This is a genomic window from Micromonospora sp. NPDC048930 (assembly GCF_043197935.1).
GTDB lineage: Bacteria > Actinomycetota > Actinomycetes > Mycobacteriales > Micromonosporaceae > Micromonospora.
Map to the genome: position 1 here is coordinate 654,234 of NZ_JBICUB010000003.1, position 13,423 is coordinate 667,656.

Annotated in this window: 14 protein-coding genes; 6 read left to right on the forward strand and 8 right to left on the reverse strand. The window is 76.2% G+C overall.

The window, feature by feature from the left end; translation table 11 throughout:
* Positions 1 to 4: 4 nt before the first annotated feature.
* A complete protein-coding gene (locus ACGFI9_RS11800; RefSeq protein ID WP_167604403.1) occupies positions 5 to 154 on the reverse strand; it encodes a hypothetical protein in 150 nt (49 codons plus the stop codon).
* Positions 155 to 334: 180 nt separating this feature from the next.
* On the opposite strand from ACGFI9_RS11800, the gene ACGFI9_RS11805 reads away from it, so the two are divergent.
* The gene (locus tag ACGFI9_RS11805; RefSeq protein ID WP_393177746.1) at positions 335 to 733 is read left to right on the forward strand and encodes a VOC family protein; all 399 of its coding nucleotides are present in this window, start codon (positions 335 to 337) and stop codon (positions 731 to 733) included.
* A 168-nt stretch (positions 734 to 901) separates the two neighbouring features.
* Here the strand turns inward: ACGFI9_RS11805 and ACGFI9_RS11810 are convergent, their stop codons facing one another.
* The 5 genes from ACGFI9_RS11810 to ACGFI9_RS11830 form a co-directional block, all read right to left on the reverse strand.
* Complete coding sequence (locus ACGFI9_RS11810) at positions 902 to 1,726, reverse strand: helix-turn-helix domain-containing protein (protein ID WP_393177748.1); 825 nt, start codon at positions 1,724 to 1,726, stop codon at positions 902 to 904.
* 100 nt (positions 1,727 to 1,826) lie between these two features.
* Positions 1,827 to 3,053 carry a glycosyltransferase gene (locus tag ACGFI9_RS11815; protein WP_393177750.1) on the reverse strand — a complete coding sequence of 409 codons (1,227 nt, stop codon included), beginning with the start codon at positions 3,051 to 3,053 and terminating at the stop codon, positions 1,827 to 1,829.
* Between the two features lie 3 nt (positions 3,054 to 3,056).
* Positions 3,057 to 5,459 carry an ArnT family glycosyltransferase gene (locus tag ACGFI9_RS11820; protein ID WP_393177752.1) on the reverse strand — a complete coding sequence of 801 codons (2,403 nt, stop codon included), beginning with the start codon at positions 5,457 to 5,459 and terminating at the stop codon, positions 3,057 to 3,059.
* A 45-nt stretch (positions 5,460 to 5,504) separates the two neighbouring features.
* Positions 5,505 to 7,019, reverse strand: a complete 1,515-nt coding sequence (locus ACGFI9_RS11825; protein ID WP_393177754.1) for an ATP-binding protein — start codon at positions 7,017 to 7,019, stop codon at positions 5,505 to 5,507.
* Positions 6,997 to 7,737: a response regulator transcription factor gene (locus ACGFI9_RS11830; RefSeq protein WP_393177891.1), complete on the reverse strand. Its 741-nt coding sequence runs from the start codon at positions 7,735 to 7,737 to the stop codon at positions 6,997 to 6,999. Before ACGFI9_RS11830 ends, ACGFI9_RS11825 begins: the two co-directional genes overlap by 23 nt.
* Positions 7,738 to 7,922: 185 nt before the next feature.
* On the opposite strand from ACGFI9_RS11830, the gene ACGFI9_RS11835 reads away from it, so the two are divergent.
* From ACGFI9_RS11835 to ACGFI9_RS11845, 3 genes are read left to right on the forward strand one after another with little or no spacing between them, the layout of a single operon-like run.
* Entirely contained in the window at positions 7,923 to 8,744 is an 822-nt protein-coding gene (locus tag ACGFI9_RS11835; protein ID WP_393177756.1) for an FAD:protein FMN transferase, read from the forward strand.
* Positions 8,745 to 8,753: 9 nt separating this feature from the next.
* Complete coding sequence (locus ACGFI9_RS11840; protein WP_393177758.1) at positions 8,754 to 9,650, forward strand: SDR family oxidoreductase; 897 nt, start codon at positions 8,754 to 8,756, stop codon at positions 9,648 to 9,650.
* A complete protein-coding gene (locus ACGFI9_RS11845; RefSeq protein WP_393177760.1) occupies positions 9,647 to 10,438 on the forward strand; it encodes an alpha/beta fold hydrolase in 792 nt (263 codons plus the stop codon). Before ACGFI9_RS11840 ends, ACGFI9_RS11845 begins: the two co-directional genes overlap by 4 nt.
* Before the next feature lie 6 nt (positions 10,439 to 10,444).
* Here the strand turns inward: ACGFI9_RS11845 and ACGFI9_RS11850 are convergent, their stop codons facing one another.
* Entirely contained in the window at positions 10,445 to 10,684 is a 240-nt protein-coding gene (locus ACGFI9_RS11850) for a hypothetical protein (RefSeq protein ID WP_393177762.1), read from the reverse strand.
* A gap of 150 nt (positions 10,685 to 10,834) precedes the next feature.
* Between ACGFI9_RS11850 and ACGFI9_RS11855 the strand changes: the two genes are divergently transcribed.
* Together ACGFI9_RS11855 and ACGFI9_RS11860 are read left to right on the forward strand one after the other, a co-directional pair.
* Positions 10,835 to 11,779, forward strand: coding sequence for a serine/threonine-protein kinase (locus ACGFI9_RS11855; RefSeq protein WP_393177764.1), 945 nt, complete (start codon positions 10,835 to 10,837; stop codon positions 11,777 to 11,779).
* 88 nt (positions 11,780 to 11,867) lie between these two features.
* Positions 11,868 to 12,296 (forward strand): OsmC family protein, encoded by a 429-nt coding sequence (locus ACGFI9_RS11860; RefSeq protein WP_393177766.1) that lies wholly within the window; start codon positions 11,868 to 11,870, stop codon positions 12,294 to 12,296.
* A gap of 4 nt (positions 12,297 to 12,300) precedes the next feature.
* Here the strand turns inward: ACGFI9_RS11860 and ACGFI9_RS11865 are convergent, their stop codons facing one another.
* A complete protein-coding gene (locus ACGFI9_RS11865; RefSeq protein ID WP_393177768.1) occupies positions 12,301 to 13,251 on the reverse strand; it encodes an endonuclease/exonuclease/phosphatase family protein in 951 nt (316 codons plus the stop codon).
* Positions 13,252 to 13,423: the final 172 nt, after the last annotated feature.

Genomic DNA, 13,423 nt, shown 5'->3' on the forward strand with positions numbered 1-13,423 from the left:
GCGGTCAGCCCTGGTCGGTGGGCTGGCGGCGGAAGCGGGCGACCAGGCGGCGCCAGTAGAGCTTGGCGGCGACCGCGGCGCCGGCCACCCCACCGACGACCGCCTGCACGATCAGGCTGCCGGATCCCGCATCCAGGTAGGCCAGGTGCGTCATGGCTGCTCCCTTCCCTTGCCCGTTGTCGGAGCCCAGGCCAATATGAGGGCTTTCGCCCTCTACGCCGGACTTGTTCCCCACCGTACGCCGCTGTGCCCGGCCGTGAAGCCCACACCGGCCACTCCGCCCCGTCCGTTCCGTTCAAGACCGCCGGCCCCGGTGGCCCCTACCGTCGCGGGCATGACACCGCACTTCGATCTGATCGGCATGGCCGTCACCGACATGGGCCGCACGCTCGACTTCTACCGGCGGCTGGGGTTGCCGATCCCGCCCGGCGCGGAGCGGGAACCGCACGTGGAGATCACCCTCGCCAACGGCGTCCGGCTGGCCTGGGACGCGGTCGAGATGATCCGCACCTTCGACCCGGACTTCAGGCCGGCCACCGGCAGCCCCCGGATGGGCCTGGCCTTCCGCTGCGCCGACCCGGCCGAGGTGGACCGCTGGTACGCCGAGCTGACCGCCGCCGGGCACCACGGCCACCTGCCACCCTGGGACGCCTTCTGGGGCCAGCGGTACGCGGTGGTGCACGACCCGGACGGCAACGGCGTCGACCTGTTCGCCCCGCTCAAGACCGCCTGACCAACCCTCGCCCCGCCCGCGCGCCCCCGTCCCGGCGCGCGCCCGTTCTCGGCCGCAGGACCACGCTCGATCCTGGATCGGGTGGTATCGGGCGCGCTGCGATGCCACAACATCATGGATCGAGCACGATCTTGCCCGCGACGCCGGCGACGTCGGCGGGACGGCGGGTCAGGCGCGGGCGGAGCGGAGGAGGTGGGTCGGGGGGACGCCGGCCAGCTCCGTCACGTCGCGGGTGAGGTGGGCCTGGTCGGCGTAACCGGCCAGCGCGGCGGTCTCGGCGAGCGGGGTGCCGGCGCGGGCCAGGTCGAGGGCCCGGCGCATCCGCAGGATGCGGGCGAGGGTCTTCGGGCCGTACCCGAAGAGGAGTTGGCTGCGCCGGTGCAGGGCCCGCGCGCCGAGGCCGACCTCGGCGGCGGTCTCGGCGACCGTCGCGCCGGCCGCCAGCCGGGCGGCCACGCGGACGCCGAGCGGGTCGGGACCGCCGGCCGCCCGTAGCCGGGCCACGGCGACCGCCTCCAGCACGGCGGCGACCGGCGGGGCGGACCACCCGACCGCCGGCGCCGCCCGGCCGGGGTGGACGGTCACCACAGCGTCGGAGCCAGGTCCGGCTGGCCCGGCGGGCGCGCTCGCGAGCCGGGGGCGGGCGGCGCCGGCGGCCGCCAGGGCGGCGTCGATTCGGCCGGCCAGCTCGCCGGCCGCCCGGCCCCACAGGTCGGCCAGGGGTACCCGCCGGTCGCGCAGCTCGTAGGCCGGCGCCCCGAAGACCGCCGGTCCGACGCCCGGCGGAAGGCGCAGGCCGACCCAGCGCTCCCCTGGTACGCCGGTCGACAGCGCAGCGGTGCGGTCCGGCCCGGCGACCAGCAAGCCGGCCCGGCTGGACCAGAGCAGGTCCAGGCAGCCGTCCGGCAGCACCCGGGTCGGCGCATCTCCACGGGACACGCTCTCCCACAGCACCGCCCCGGCGATCCCACCGGCCGCCCACTCCCGGTACATCCCCCCACCCTCCCACCGACCACCGGTGATCATGAAGTTGTTGTCGCCCGTGCCGCGTGTCGCGACAACAACTTCATGATCGACGCAGGGCGCCGGGTGGTCAGGGGCGGTGGTGCATGGCCAGCCGGAGAAGAGTGAAGCGGAGCGCGGTTGCCGCGAGGTTGGCGGCGACCAGGACGGTCAGCTCCAGAGCGCGGGGCGGCGGGCCCGCGGCGGCGTGCAGCACCGCCAGCGATCCGCTGGTCAGGGCCAGTCCGAGCGCGAAGGCGAGCAGTCCCTGGAGGTGGTGCCGGCCGGCGTGCCGGCGGCCGGTGACACCGAAGGTGAGCCGGCGGTTGGCCGCCGTGTTGGCCACCGCGGTGACCAGCAGCGCCAGCAGGTTCGCCGCCTGCGCCCCGAGCGGTCCCCGGGCCAGCACGAACAGCACCAGGTACGCGAGCGTGCTGGCCACCCCGACCGCGGCGAACCGGACGAGCTGCCGGGGCAGCCCCACCGGCACCTGCGCCGGCGGCGGGTTCAGCGGCGCCCGGCCGAGCTGCTCGCGCAGCTCGGCCAGGGGCAGCGCGCCGGTCAGCAGCCCGCGCCCCAGCCGCCAGATGCCGCTCAGGTCGGCCAGCGCGGTGGCGACGATGTCCACCCGGCTGTCCGGGTCGTCCACCCAGTCCACCGGCACCTCGTGGATGCGCAGGCCGGCCCGCTGGGCGAGCACCAGCAGCTCGGTGTCGAAGAACCAGCCGGTGTCCTGCACCAACGGCAGCAGCCCGGCCGCCACGTCGGCGCGGATCGCCTTGAACCCGCACTGCGCGTCGGAGAAGCGCACCGCCAGGGTGCCCCGCAGCAGCAGGTTGTAGCCGCGGGAGATCACCTCCCGCTTGGCGCCCCGGACCACCCGGCTGGTCCGCGCCAGCCGGGTGCCGATGGCCAGGTCGGAATGGCCGGAGATGAGCGGCGCCACCAGCGGCAGCAGCGCGGCCAGGTCGGTGGAGAGGTCCACGTCCATGTACGCCAGCACCGGCGCCGGGGAGGCCGACCAGGCCGCCCGCAGCGCCCGGCCGCGGCCCTTGGCGTCCAGGTGCAGCACGCCCACCTCGGGCAGCTCCGCGGCGAGCGCCTCGGCCACCGCGAGGGTGCCGTCCACACTGGCGTTGTCCGCCACGGTGATCCGGAACGGGTACGGGAAGTGCGCGGTCAGGTGTGCGTGCAGCCGCCGTACGCAGGGCCCGAGGTCGATCTCCTCGTTGTGGACCGGGACCACCACGTCCAGCACCGCCGTGGCAGTCGTGGGGCCGGCCTGCACGGCAGCCCGGGGTTCGCGGGTGAAGGTCATCGCTCAGCCCTGCTTTCCGGTGCTCAGGTCGTACACCGTGACACCGTCGACGGTCTTGGCGGTGAAGTGCTCGGCGACCCAGCTGGCGATCTCGCTGGAGGCGTTGCTGCCGCCGTTGGCCCGGAACCCGCCGCCGCCGATGAAGTAGTGGATCTTTCCGTCGGCGACGTACTGCTGGAACTGGGCGAGGGTCGGGGACGGGTCGCTGCCGTTGAAGCCGCCGATCGGCATCACCGGCTTCTCGGTGGCCAGCTGGTAGCCGGACGCGTTGTTCGAGCCGACCGTGGCGGCGACCCAGGTGTACCGGTCCGCGTCCGCCTCCAGCAGCGCCTTCAGCTCGGCGCTCGGCTCACGGGCGTCGAGCAGGCCACCCATGCTGCCGCCGCGCTCCGAGCCGCCCGGGAACTGGCCCGTGCCGCCCCCGGCGAAGCCGGGGAACTGGCCGTTCTGGCCGGTCGCGCCGTTCTGGCCGGTCGCGCCGTTCTGGCCGCCCGGGAAGGCGGGAAACCCGTTCGCGCCACCGCCCGGGAAGCCCGGGAACTGCCCATTCTGGCCGCCGTTCGGCGCGGTGCCGCCGGTCTGGCCCGTGCCGCCGTTCTGGCCGCCGGCGAAGAACCGGCCGTTCCCGCCGTCGCGGCCCCCCGGGCCGCCGGGGAACCCGCCACGGCCCCCCGGGCCGAAGCCGCCCTGGCCGGCCGGACCGGCGCTGGGGATCGAGCCGGTGTGCGGTGCCGACGCGGTCTCCAAGGCGTACGCCACCGGGCCGGCGAGCGCGGCCGCCGCGCCGAGCGCCAGCACCACCGGGAGGGCCCGCCGGGCCAGCCGGTCGGCGAGCACCAGCAGCACGGCGGCGGCCAGGCCGCCCACCAGCACGGCGGTGCGCAGCCACGGGTGCCAGTCGGCGCTGCGGCCGAGCAGATGCCACGACCACCAGGCGGTCACGGCCAGGGTCACCGCGAGGGTGGCGGTGGCCCCGAGGGCGCGCCACCGGTCCCGGCGCACCGGGGCGGCGAGCGGGGCGTGGTGACCGGGCGCCTCGCCCGGGACGGCATGCGGCGCGCCCTGGGCGGACGCACCGGCCGGCGGCACCGGGCCGGCGGCGGTGGCCGGGGCGGACCCGGGGACGGCGCGGAGGCTGGCCGGCGGGGCGTTTCGGGCGCGCCACAGCAGGGTCACGCCGATGCCCACCAGCGCGCCGATCGCCGGGGCGAGGGCCACCGTGTAGTACGGGTGGAAAATCCCGGACATGAAGCTGAAGATCAGCCCGGTGACCAGCAGCCAGCCGCCCCAGAGCAGCAGCCCGGCCCGGGTCCGGTCGGTACGCGCCGCCCGGCCGGCCAGCACCAGCCCGGCGACCAGCAGGATCAACGCGGCCGGCAGCAGCCAGGAGATCTGCCCGCCGACCTCGGTGTCGAACATCCGCAGCAGCCCGCTCTGGCCGGAGAACGGCCCGCCGCCCCCGCCACCCATCCGGGCGGGGCCGCCGACGCTGCCCTCCTCGTCGCCGGTGATCCGGCCCAGGCCGTTGTAGCCGAGGGTCAGCTCCAGGATGCTGTTGTGCTGCGAGCCGCCGATGTACGGGCGGGCGCCGGCCGGCACCAGCTCCACGATCGCCACCCACCAGCCGGCGGCGACCAGCACGGCCAGCCCGGAGAGCAGCAGCTGCCGGATCCGCCGCCAGAAGCCGGTCGGCGCGGCCAGCAGGTAGACCCCGGCGAAGACCGGGATCACCAGGAACGCCTGGAGCATCTTGGTGAGGAAGCCGAGGCCGACCAGCGCGCCGGTCAGCACGATCCACCGGGTGCTGGCCGTCTCCACCGCGCGCACCGTCGCGTAGGCGGCCGCGACCAGCAGGAACACCAGCAGGGCGTCGGGGTTGTTGAACCGGAACATCAGCGTGGCCACCGGAGTGAGCGCGAGCACCGCGCCGGCGACCAGTCCGGCGACCGGGCCGTACCAGCGGCGGACGGCCGCGTACAGGACGCCGACCGAGGCCACCCCGAGCAGCGCCTGCGGCACCAGGATCGACCAGCTGCTCAGCCCGAACACCCGGACGGAGAGCGCCATCAGCCACAGCGAGGCGGGGGTCTTGTCGACGGTGATCGAGTTGGCCGCGTCGGAGGAGCCGTAGAAGAACGCCTTCCAGCTCTCCGAGCCGGCCTGCACCGCCGCCGAGTAGAACGCGTTGCCCCAGCCGGAGGCGCCCAGGCCCCACAGGTAGAGCACCGCGGTGGCCAGCAGCAGGCCGGCCAGGGCCGGTCTCGCCCAGCGCGGGTCACGGCGTGGCGGTTCGGCGGGCGGGCGGGCCGCCTCCGTACGAACCGGTTCCGGGGCGGGCGCGGGGGCCGGGTCGGTTGCGGGCGACCCGGCCGGGGGCGCGGTCAGCAGGCTCTCTGTTCTGTCCATGCCGGGAAGCCTCCGGCGGCCCGCTGGTCCGCCCCCGTGAACGACCTATGCGTCGGCTGTGGATCCCGGCAGCCGGACCGTGAACACGGTCCGCCCCGGGCGGCTGGCCACGTCGACCCGGCCGTGGTGCGCCTCCACCACGGCGGCCACGATGGCCAGGCCGAGGCCGGTGCTGCCGTGGGCCCGGGAGCGCGAGCTGTCGCCGCGGGCGAAGCGTTCGAAGACCTCCGGCTGGAGGTCGGCGGGGATGCCCGGGCCGTCGTCGGCCACGCTGAGTTCCACCCCGTCCGGCACCGGGGCGAGCCGGGTGGTGACGGTGGTGCCGGGCGGCGTGTGCACCCGGGCGTTGGCCAGCAGGTTAGCCACCACCTGATGCAGCCGGTGGCTGTCGCCGGTCACGCTCACCGGCTCGTCGGGCAGGTCGAGCTGCCAGCGGTGGTCGGGGCCGGCCACGTGCGCGTCGCTGACCGCGTTCACCACCAACGCGGTGAGGTCGACCGGCTCGGCGGCGAGCGGCCGGCCGGAGTCGAGCCGGGCGAGCAGCAGCAGGTCGTCGACGAGGCTGGTCATCCGGGTGCTCTCCGACTCGACCCGGCGCAGCGCGTGCGCCACGTCCGGCGGCACCTCGTCCCGGCCGCGCCGGGCCACCTCGGCGTAGCCGCGGATCGCGGCGAGGGGGGTGCGCAGCTCGTGGCTGGCGTCGGCGACGAACTGGCGTACCCGGGTCTCGCTGGCCTGCCGGGCGGCGAGCGCGGCGGCGACGTGCCCGAGCATCCGGTTGAGCGCGCCGCCCACCTGCCCCACCTCGGTACGCGGATCGGTGTCGGCGTCGGGCACCCGGACCGACAGCGCCACCTCGCCCCGGTCCAGCGGCAGCTCGGTGACCCGGCTGGCGGTGGCGGCGACCCGGTTCAGCGGGCGCAGCGTGGCCCGGACGATCAGCAGGCCGAGACTGCCGGCGATGAGCAGCCCGGCGGTGATCACGCCGGCCTGGGCGACGATCATCCACATGACCGTCTCGTTCACCTGGGCGAGCGGGATGGCGACCGCGAGTACGACGCCGTCGGGCGTTCGGTGGGCCACCGCGCGATAGTCACCCCGGTCGCCCAACTCGACGGTACGGGGCTGCCCGTCGAGCGGCAGCCGGGACAGTGCGGTGACGTCGGTGGCCGGGATGCTGTCGGCCCCGCCGGACTCGGCCCGGATGGCCGCCGTGGTGACCCCGCAGGCGACCCGCATCGAGATCGAACCGGTCGGGAAACCGCGCGGCGGCTCCGGTGACTCCTGCTCGCACGGGTCCGGCCGCGGACCCCCGGGCTGGCGCAGCCAGGGCGGCAGGTCACGGTCACCGTCGCCGACGCGCCGGTCGTTCATGGTGAGCTGGTTGTCGACCTGGCCGATCAGGAAGTGGCGGAGGGCGACCGTGGTCAGCCCGCCGATGCCGAGGCTGACCACCGCGAGCAGCGCCACCACGGAGAGCACCAGGCGGCGGCGCAGCGACCAGCCGGCGAGCCGACGACGCACTCGCCCGGCCAGGTCACTCCGCCGGCTTGAGGACATACCCGGCGCCCCGCAGCGTGTGGATCATCGGCTCGCGGCCCGCGTCGATCTTCTTGCGCAGGTACGAGATGTACAGCTCGACCACGTTGGCCTGACCGCCGAAGTCGTAGTTCCAGACCCGGTCGAGGATCTGCGCCTTGCTGAGCACCCGGCGCGGGTTGCGCATGAGGTAGCGCAGCAGCTCGAACTCGGTGGCGGTGAGGGTGATCAGGTCGCCGGCCCGGCGTACCTCGTGGCTGTCCTCGTCGAGGGTGAGGTCGCCCACGGTGAGCACGGCGTCCTCGCGGGTGGCGACCGCGAACCCGCAGCGGCGCAGCAGGGCGCGCAGCCGGGCGATCACCTCCTCCAGGCTGAACGGCTTCGTGACGTAGTCGTCCCCGCCCACGGTGAGCCCGGCGATCCGCTCCTCCACCGCGTCCCGGGCGGTCAGGAAGAGCACCGGCACGGTCGGGGACTCCTCGCGGAGCCGGCGCAGCACCTGGAAGCCATCGAGGTCGGGCAGCATCACGTCGAGCACCACCACGTCCGGCTTGAACTGCCGGGCGGTGCTGATCGCGGCCATCCCGTTGCCCGCTGTGGAGACCTGCCAGCCCTCGTAGCGCAGCGCCATCGAGAGCAGATCGCTGAGCGTCGGCTCATCGTCCACCACCAGCACCCGGACCGGCTCACCGTCCGGTCGGCGCAGCTCGATCCGGCCTTGCGCGGCTCGCCCTTCCATGACCATGCCCCCATCGTGGGCGGCCCCGCTGTGCCGGGCCTGTCCCGATCCTGTGTACCAGCTGTGCGGGTCGGGCGGGCGGTTCCGGCGATCCGACGCACGCGGGGATCGGGGCGCCGCGACGCACAGCCGGGCCACAGGTACGGCCCACGTCGCCTCCAGCCTGGGCCGGCACGCTGTCCGTCATGGGCGTGGACGGAACCTTCGAGGTCCGCTGGTGGTGGCGGGACCGGCCGGTACGGGTGGCCGTGACCGACCGTACCGCGCTGCCCGCGGCCCGGCGCGCGGTGGCCCGGCGGCTGGCCGGGCTGCGCGCCGTCGACCTGGAACTGGCCCGGGCGCACCGGGCCGCCGGCCGGCCGGTGCCGGTCGGCCCGCTCCTGCGTGACCTGGTGTCGGTGGCGCTCGGGGCCGCCGAGGCGAGCGACGGCACGGTGGACCCGACGGTCGGCGCGGCCCGGCTGCGCCGGACGGTGGGGCCGGTGCCGAGCTGCGGCTCCGGGTGGGGGCGGGTGGACCGGCACGCGGACTGGCGGGCGGTGTCGTTGCGGGGCGACCTGCTGGCGGTGCCGCCGCCGCACTGGCTGGACCTGGGGGCGACCGCGAGCGCGTACCTGGTGCAACGCTGCGCCGAACAGGTGGCGGCCCGGCACGGGGCCGGGGTGCTGGTCGCCGTGGGGTCCCGGCTCGCGGTGGCCGGGCCGGCTCCGCTCGGTGGCTGGCGGGTGGCCCAGGGGCCGCCGACGCTGACCGGCGGCGCGCTGGTCACCGCCGACGTGCTGCGCCCCGACGGCGGCGGGGTACGTGACCCGCGTACCGGTGGGGCGCCCGCCGCCCCGTGGCACGCCGTGACCGTCGCCGCCCCGGACGCGGCGCGGGCCGCGATGCTGGCGGTGGCCGCGCTGGCGCGCGGCGCCGACGGCCCGGAATGGCTGGCCGGGCAGGGCGTCCGGGCCTGGCCCCGGACGCGCCGGGCGGCCCTTCCCCAGCCGGCTACCCGGTGGTAACTTGCCGGCATGTCCATCGACGGTCGTCCGCCGGGCCGGCTGGCCGGCAAGGTGGTGCTGGTGACCGGGGCGGCTCGCGGCATCGGCGAGCACACCGCCCGGCTCGCCGCCGCGCGGGGCGCGAAGCTGGCTCTGGTGGGCCTGGAGGCGGACCGGCTGGCCGCGCTCGCCGCCGAGCTGGGCCCCGAGCACGTCTGGTTCGCCGCCGACGTCACCGACCAGGCCGCGCTGGACGCGGCGGTCGAGGGCACCGTCGCGGCGCTGGGCGGCATCGACGCGGTGGTGGCGAACGCCGGGGTGGCCAACCGGGGCACCATCGCCGTCGGCGATGTCGAGGCGCTGGTGCGCACCGTCGAGGTGAACCTGCTCGGGGTGATGCGGACGGCGGCCGCGACGGTGCCGGCCCTCACCGCCCGCCGGGGCTACCTGCTGATCGTCTCCTCGGCCGCCGCGTTCGCGGCGCTGCCCGGGATGGCGGCCTACTGCGCGTCCAAGGCCGGTGCGGAGCACTTCGGCACCGCGATCCGGCTGGAGCTGGCGCACCGCGGGGTGGCGGTCGGCACGGCCCACCCGTCCTGGGTGGACACCGACCTGGTCCGCGAGGCGCGGGCCGACCTGCCGGCGTTCGAGGCGGCCCTGGGCAGGCTGCCGTGGCCGATGCGGCGGACCACGTCCGTCCAGGAGTGCGCGGCCGCGTTCGTCCGGGCCATCGAGCGCCGGCAGCGGAAGGTGTACGTGCCACGCGCCGTCGGCGCGGTGCAGGCGGTGCGGTCCCTGCTGGTCAGCCCGGTCGCCGACCGGCTCATCGGGCGGACCGCGCGGACCATGGTGCCGCTGGTCGAGGAGCAGAGCCGGGCGCTGGGCCGCGGCTTCGGCGCGAGCACCCCGCCGGAGGTACGGCGGTGAGCGCCCCGGCGGAGGTGGTCTTCGAGCGGCGCGGGGCCGGGGCGCCGCTGGTGCTGCTGCACGGCATCGGCCACCACTGGGCCGCCTGGCTGCCGGTGCTGGACCGGCTCGCCGAGGCGCACGACGTGATCGCGGTGGACCTGCCCGGGTTCGGCCGCTCCCCGGTGCCAGCCGCCGGCCTGCCGAAGGACATGTCCGGCCTGGTGGCCGGCATGATCGAGTTCTTCGCCGCGCTCGGCCTCGACCGGCCGCACGTGGCCGGCAACAGCCTGGGCGGCGCGATCGCCCTGGAACTCGCCGCCGCCGGGGCGGTCGCCTCGGCCACCGCGCTCTCCCCCGCCGGGTTCTGCACGCCCCGCGAGTTGCGCTGGGCGCTGACCGTGCTGTCGCTGCACCGCTCCGCCGCGCGGCTGCCCGACCCGGTGCTGCGGTCGCTGTTCGGCTCCCCGGCGCTGCGCACCCTGGCGATGGGCATGATCCTGGCCCGGCCGAACCGGATGGCCCTCGACGCGGCGCTCGCCGACGCCCGGGCGCTACGGGAGGCGCGCGCGTTCCGCGCGGTGGCCCGCGCCGGGCGGGGCTACGCCTTCGCCGGCGTGCCGACCGTGCCGGTGACCGTGGCCTGGGGCACCCGGGACCGGATCCTGCCCCACCGGCAGGCGGCGCTGGCCCGGACCCGGCTGCCGGCGGCCCGGCACCTGGACCTCACCGGCTGCGGGCACGTGCCGATGCACGACGATCCGGACCTGGTCGCCTCGGTCATCCTCGGCACCACCCGAGCCGGCTGACCCGGTTCACTCGGTGGCGCCGAACGGCTCGGTCCGCACGTACCGCATGGTCCAGGTGCCGTAGCCGTCGCGGTGGTCACGTTCGTAGAGGTGGTCGGCCTCGCCGCCGCCCGGGGCCGCCGCCCCCTCGGGGTGGCGCAGGATCCACCGGGGTGGCGGCTCCCCGCCCGGCTCGGCCGGCAACTCCCGGACCAGGTCGTGGGCGGGCCCGCCTTCGAACCGCACGCGCACCCGAGCCACCCGCACCCTCCGCTCCTTGGTCGGCACCGGACGTCACCACAAGCTACCCCGCCCCGCCCCGGCCCGGCCGGGAAACCCCCGGCGGTTTGCCCAGCTCGGGGCCCGGGTACCGCGACCGGAAGCAGCCGTGGCCGGAACGAGGGCGAGGAGTGGTCGATGAGGACCCTGGGCGGGCGGTACGAGCTCGAACAGCGCGTCGGCATCGGCGGCATGTCGGAGGTCTGGCGGGCGCACGATCTCGTGCTGGACCGGACCGTCGCGGTGAAGCTGATCTCGCCCGGTCAGGACGGGCAGGACACGTCGGTGGAGCGGATCCGGGCCGAGGCCCGCTCGGCCGCCCGCCTGGTGCACCCGAACGTGGCCAGCGTGCACGACTTCGGCACCTCCACGGCGGCGGACGGCCGGGAGGTGCCGTACATCGTGATGGAGCTGGCCGAGGGGGAGACGCTCGCCGTGCACCTGCGCGACCGCGCGCTGGACTGGCGGATCGCGGTCCGGGTCTGCGCCGAGGTGAGCGCCGCGCTGGCCGCCGCGCACGCGCACGGCATCGTGCACCGCGACGTGAAGCCGGCGAACGTGATCCTCACCCCGGCCGGGGTGAAGGTGCTCGACTTCGGCATCGCCACCCCCGCCGGGGCACCCGACCACACCCCGGACGGCATGGTCGTGGGCACCCCGGCGTACCTCGCGCCGGAGCAACTGGACCGGCAGCCGGCCACCCCCGCCGCCGACATGTACGCGCTCGGCGTGCTGCTCTACTACTGCCTGACCGGCCGGCTCCCGTACGCCGCCAGCACCGCGACCCAACTGCTGGGCGCGCGCCGCCGCCAGCCGCCGGAACCCCTGCCCGAGATCGACGGCCTGCCGTCCGAGATCGCCGACCTGTGCCGGCGCTGCCTGGCCGACGACCCGGCCGCCCGACCGACCAGCCTGATGGCCGCGCTGCTGCTCGCCGAGGTGGTGGACGCCCGGGTGTACGTGCCGATGCTGGCGGCCATGCCGAGGCCGCGCGCGACGGCGGTGTCGCCGTGGACCGAGCAGGCGGCGGCCGAGGCGACCGCGGCGATGGCCGCGCCGGCCCCGGAGGGGCTCCGCTCCTGACCCTTCACGAGCGCCTCCCGCCAGCTCGCGCACGGTTTCGCCGGGCAGGGGCCGGGTAGCCGGGCGGGTGAGTGACGGGAGGAACGCGATGCCGGATCCGAGTTCCTGGCTGCCCGAGACGGCCACCGCGACCGCTGCGGGCGGTCACGTACGCACCGACGACGGCGGCCTCTCCTCCGCCCTGGCGTCCCCGTTGGCGCCGCACTGCACCGGCCTGACGCCCGAGCAGTTGCTGGCCGCCGCCTTCGCCTCCTGCCTGCACCACGCGGCGGTGGAGGCGGCCGGTGAGATCACCGACGAGGCGCACACCGTCGAGGTCACCGCGGAGGCGAAGCTGGGCCGCGACGACGACGGCCGGTACCGGGCCGACGTGCACGCCGAGATCGCCTCCGCGGGCCTCACCCGGAAGCAGTTGGCCGATCTGGTCGCGTACGCCGACCGGCTCTGGCCCTTCTCGAGTGACGACAACAGCCGGCACCGGCTGACCGTGACGCCGGCCGAGAACGGGCGGCACTGACCGGTCACCAGCGGAAGCCGGCGGTCACCGCCCGGTGGTCGCTGTCCGGGGTGTGCAGCACCCCCGCCGCGGTGGGGGTGAGTCCCCGGTAGAGCACGTGGTCCGGGCGGGTCACCGGGAGTTCCGCCGGCCAGGTGAAGCCGAACCCCTGCCCGGCGTCGGCCTGCGCGTCGCGCAGCAACCGGGTGAGCGGGACGAAGACCCGGTCGGTGGTGGCGGTGTTCAGGTCGCCCAGCACCACCAGCCGGGGCGCCGGGTCGGCCCGCACGGTGGCGGCGAGGGCGGCGAGTGTCTCGTCCCGGGTGGCGGTGTGCCCGGCCCGGGCCGAGCCGAGGTGGACCACGTACACCACGAGGTCGCCGCGCGGCGCGGCCACCACGGCGCGCAGCGCCCGGTCCCAGCCGAGGCCGGTGTCCACGCCGTGCGACTCCCGGATCGGCCACCGGCTCCACAGCGCCACCGTCGACACCGCGGCCCGGTGCGGGTAGCGGCGCTCCAGCGCGGTGCCGACCCGGTCGCCGTCGTCGACCTCCTGGAGCCCGATCAGGTCCGCGCCCGCGCCGGCGACCGCGTCGACCGTCGCGGCCGGATCCGGGTTGCCGGAGCGCAGGTTCTGGCTGGCCACCCGGACCGAGGCCGGGCCGGCGCCGGCGGCCGGTGGCAGCCACGCGCCCCCGTAGGCCGCCACCCAGACCACCGCGGGCAGCGCCACCGCGAGCAGGGCCCACCGGGAGCGGCGCAGCAGCGCCGCGAGCAGGAGCGGGGGTACGCCGAGGCCGAGCAGCGGGGTGGCGCTGTCCACCAGGCTGCCCAGGCCGTGCACGTTGGGTACCGCCCGATGGCCGGCGATGAGCGCGGCGAGCAGCACGGCGAGGATCGCGACCAGCAGCCCCCGCCGGTCCCGGCGACCGGTCGGGTCGCTGCCGGCCCGTTCGTCGACCATCCGCCCCGTCACCGTCCGCATCGTATCGAGCCGATCCGCGCCGGCGCCCGTGATCCCGCAGGCCCCCGGCCTGGTCCCTCCGGCCGCCAGCGAATCCACAGGTGGCGGGGGTACCCATGGGCCGAACGGAGGAGGCGCGACCGAACCTCCGAGAAGATGATCATCCGCCCCTTATGCCCGCCCT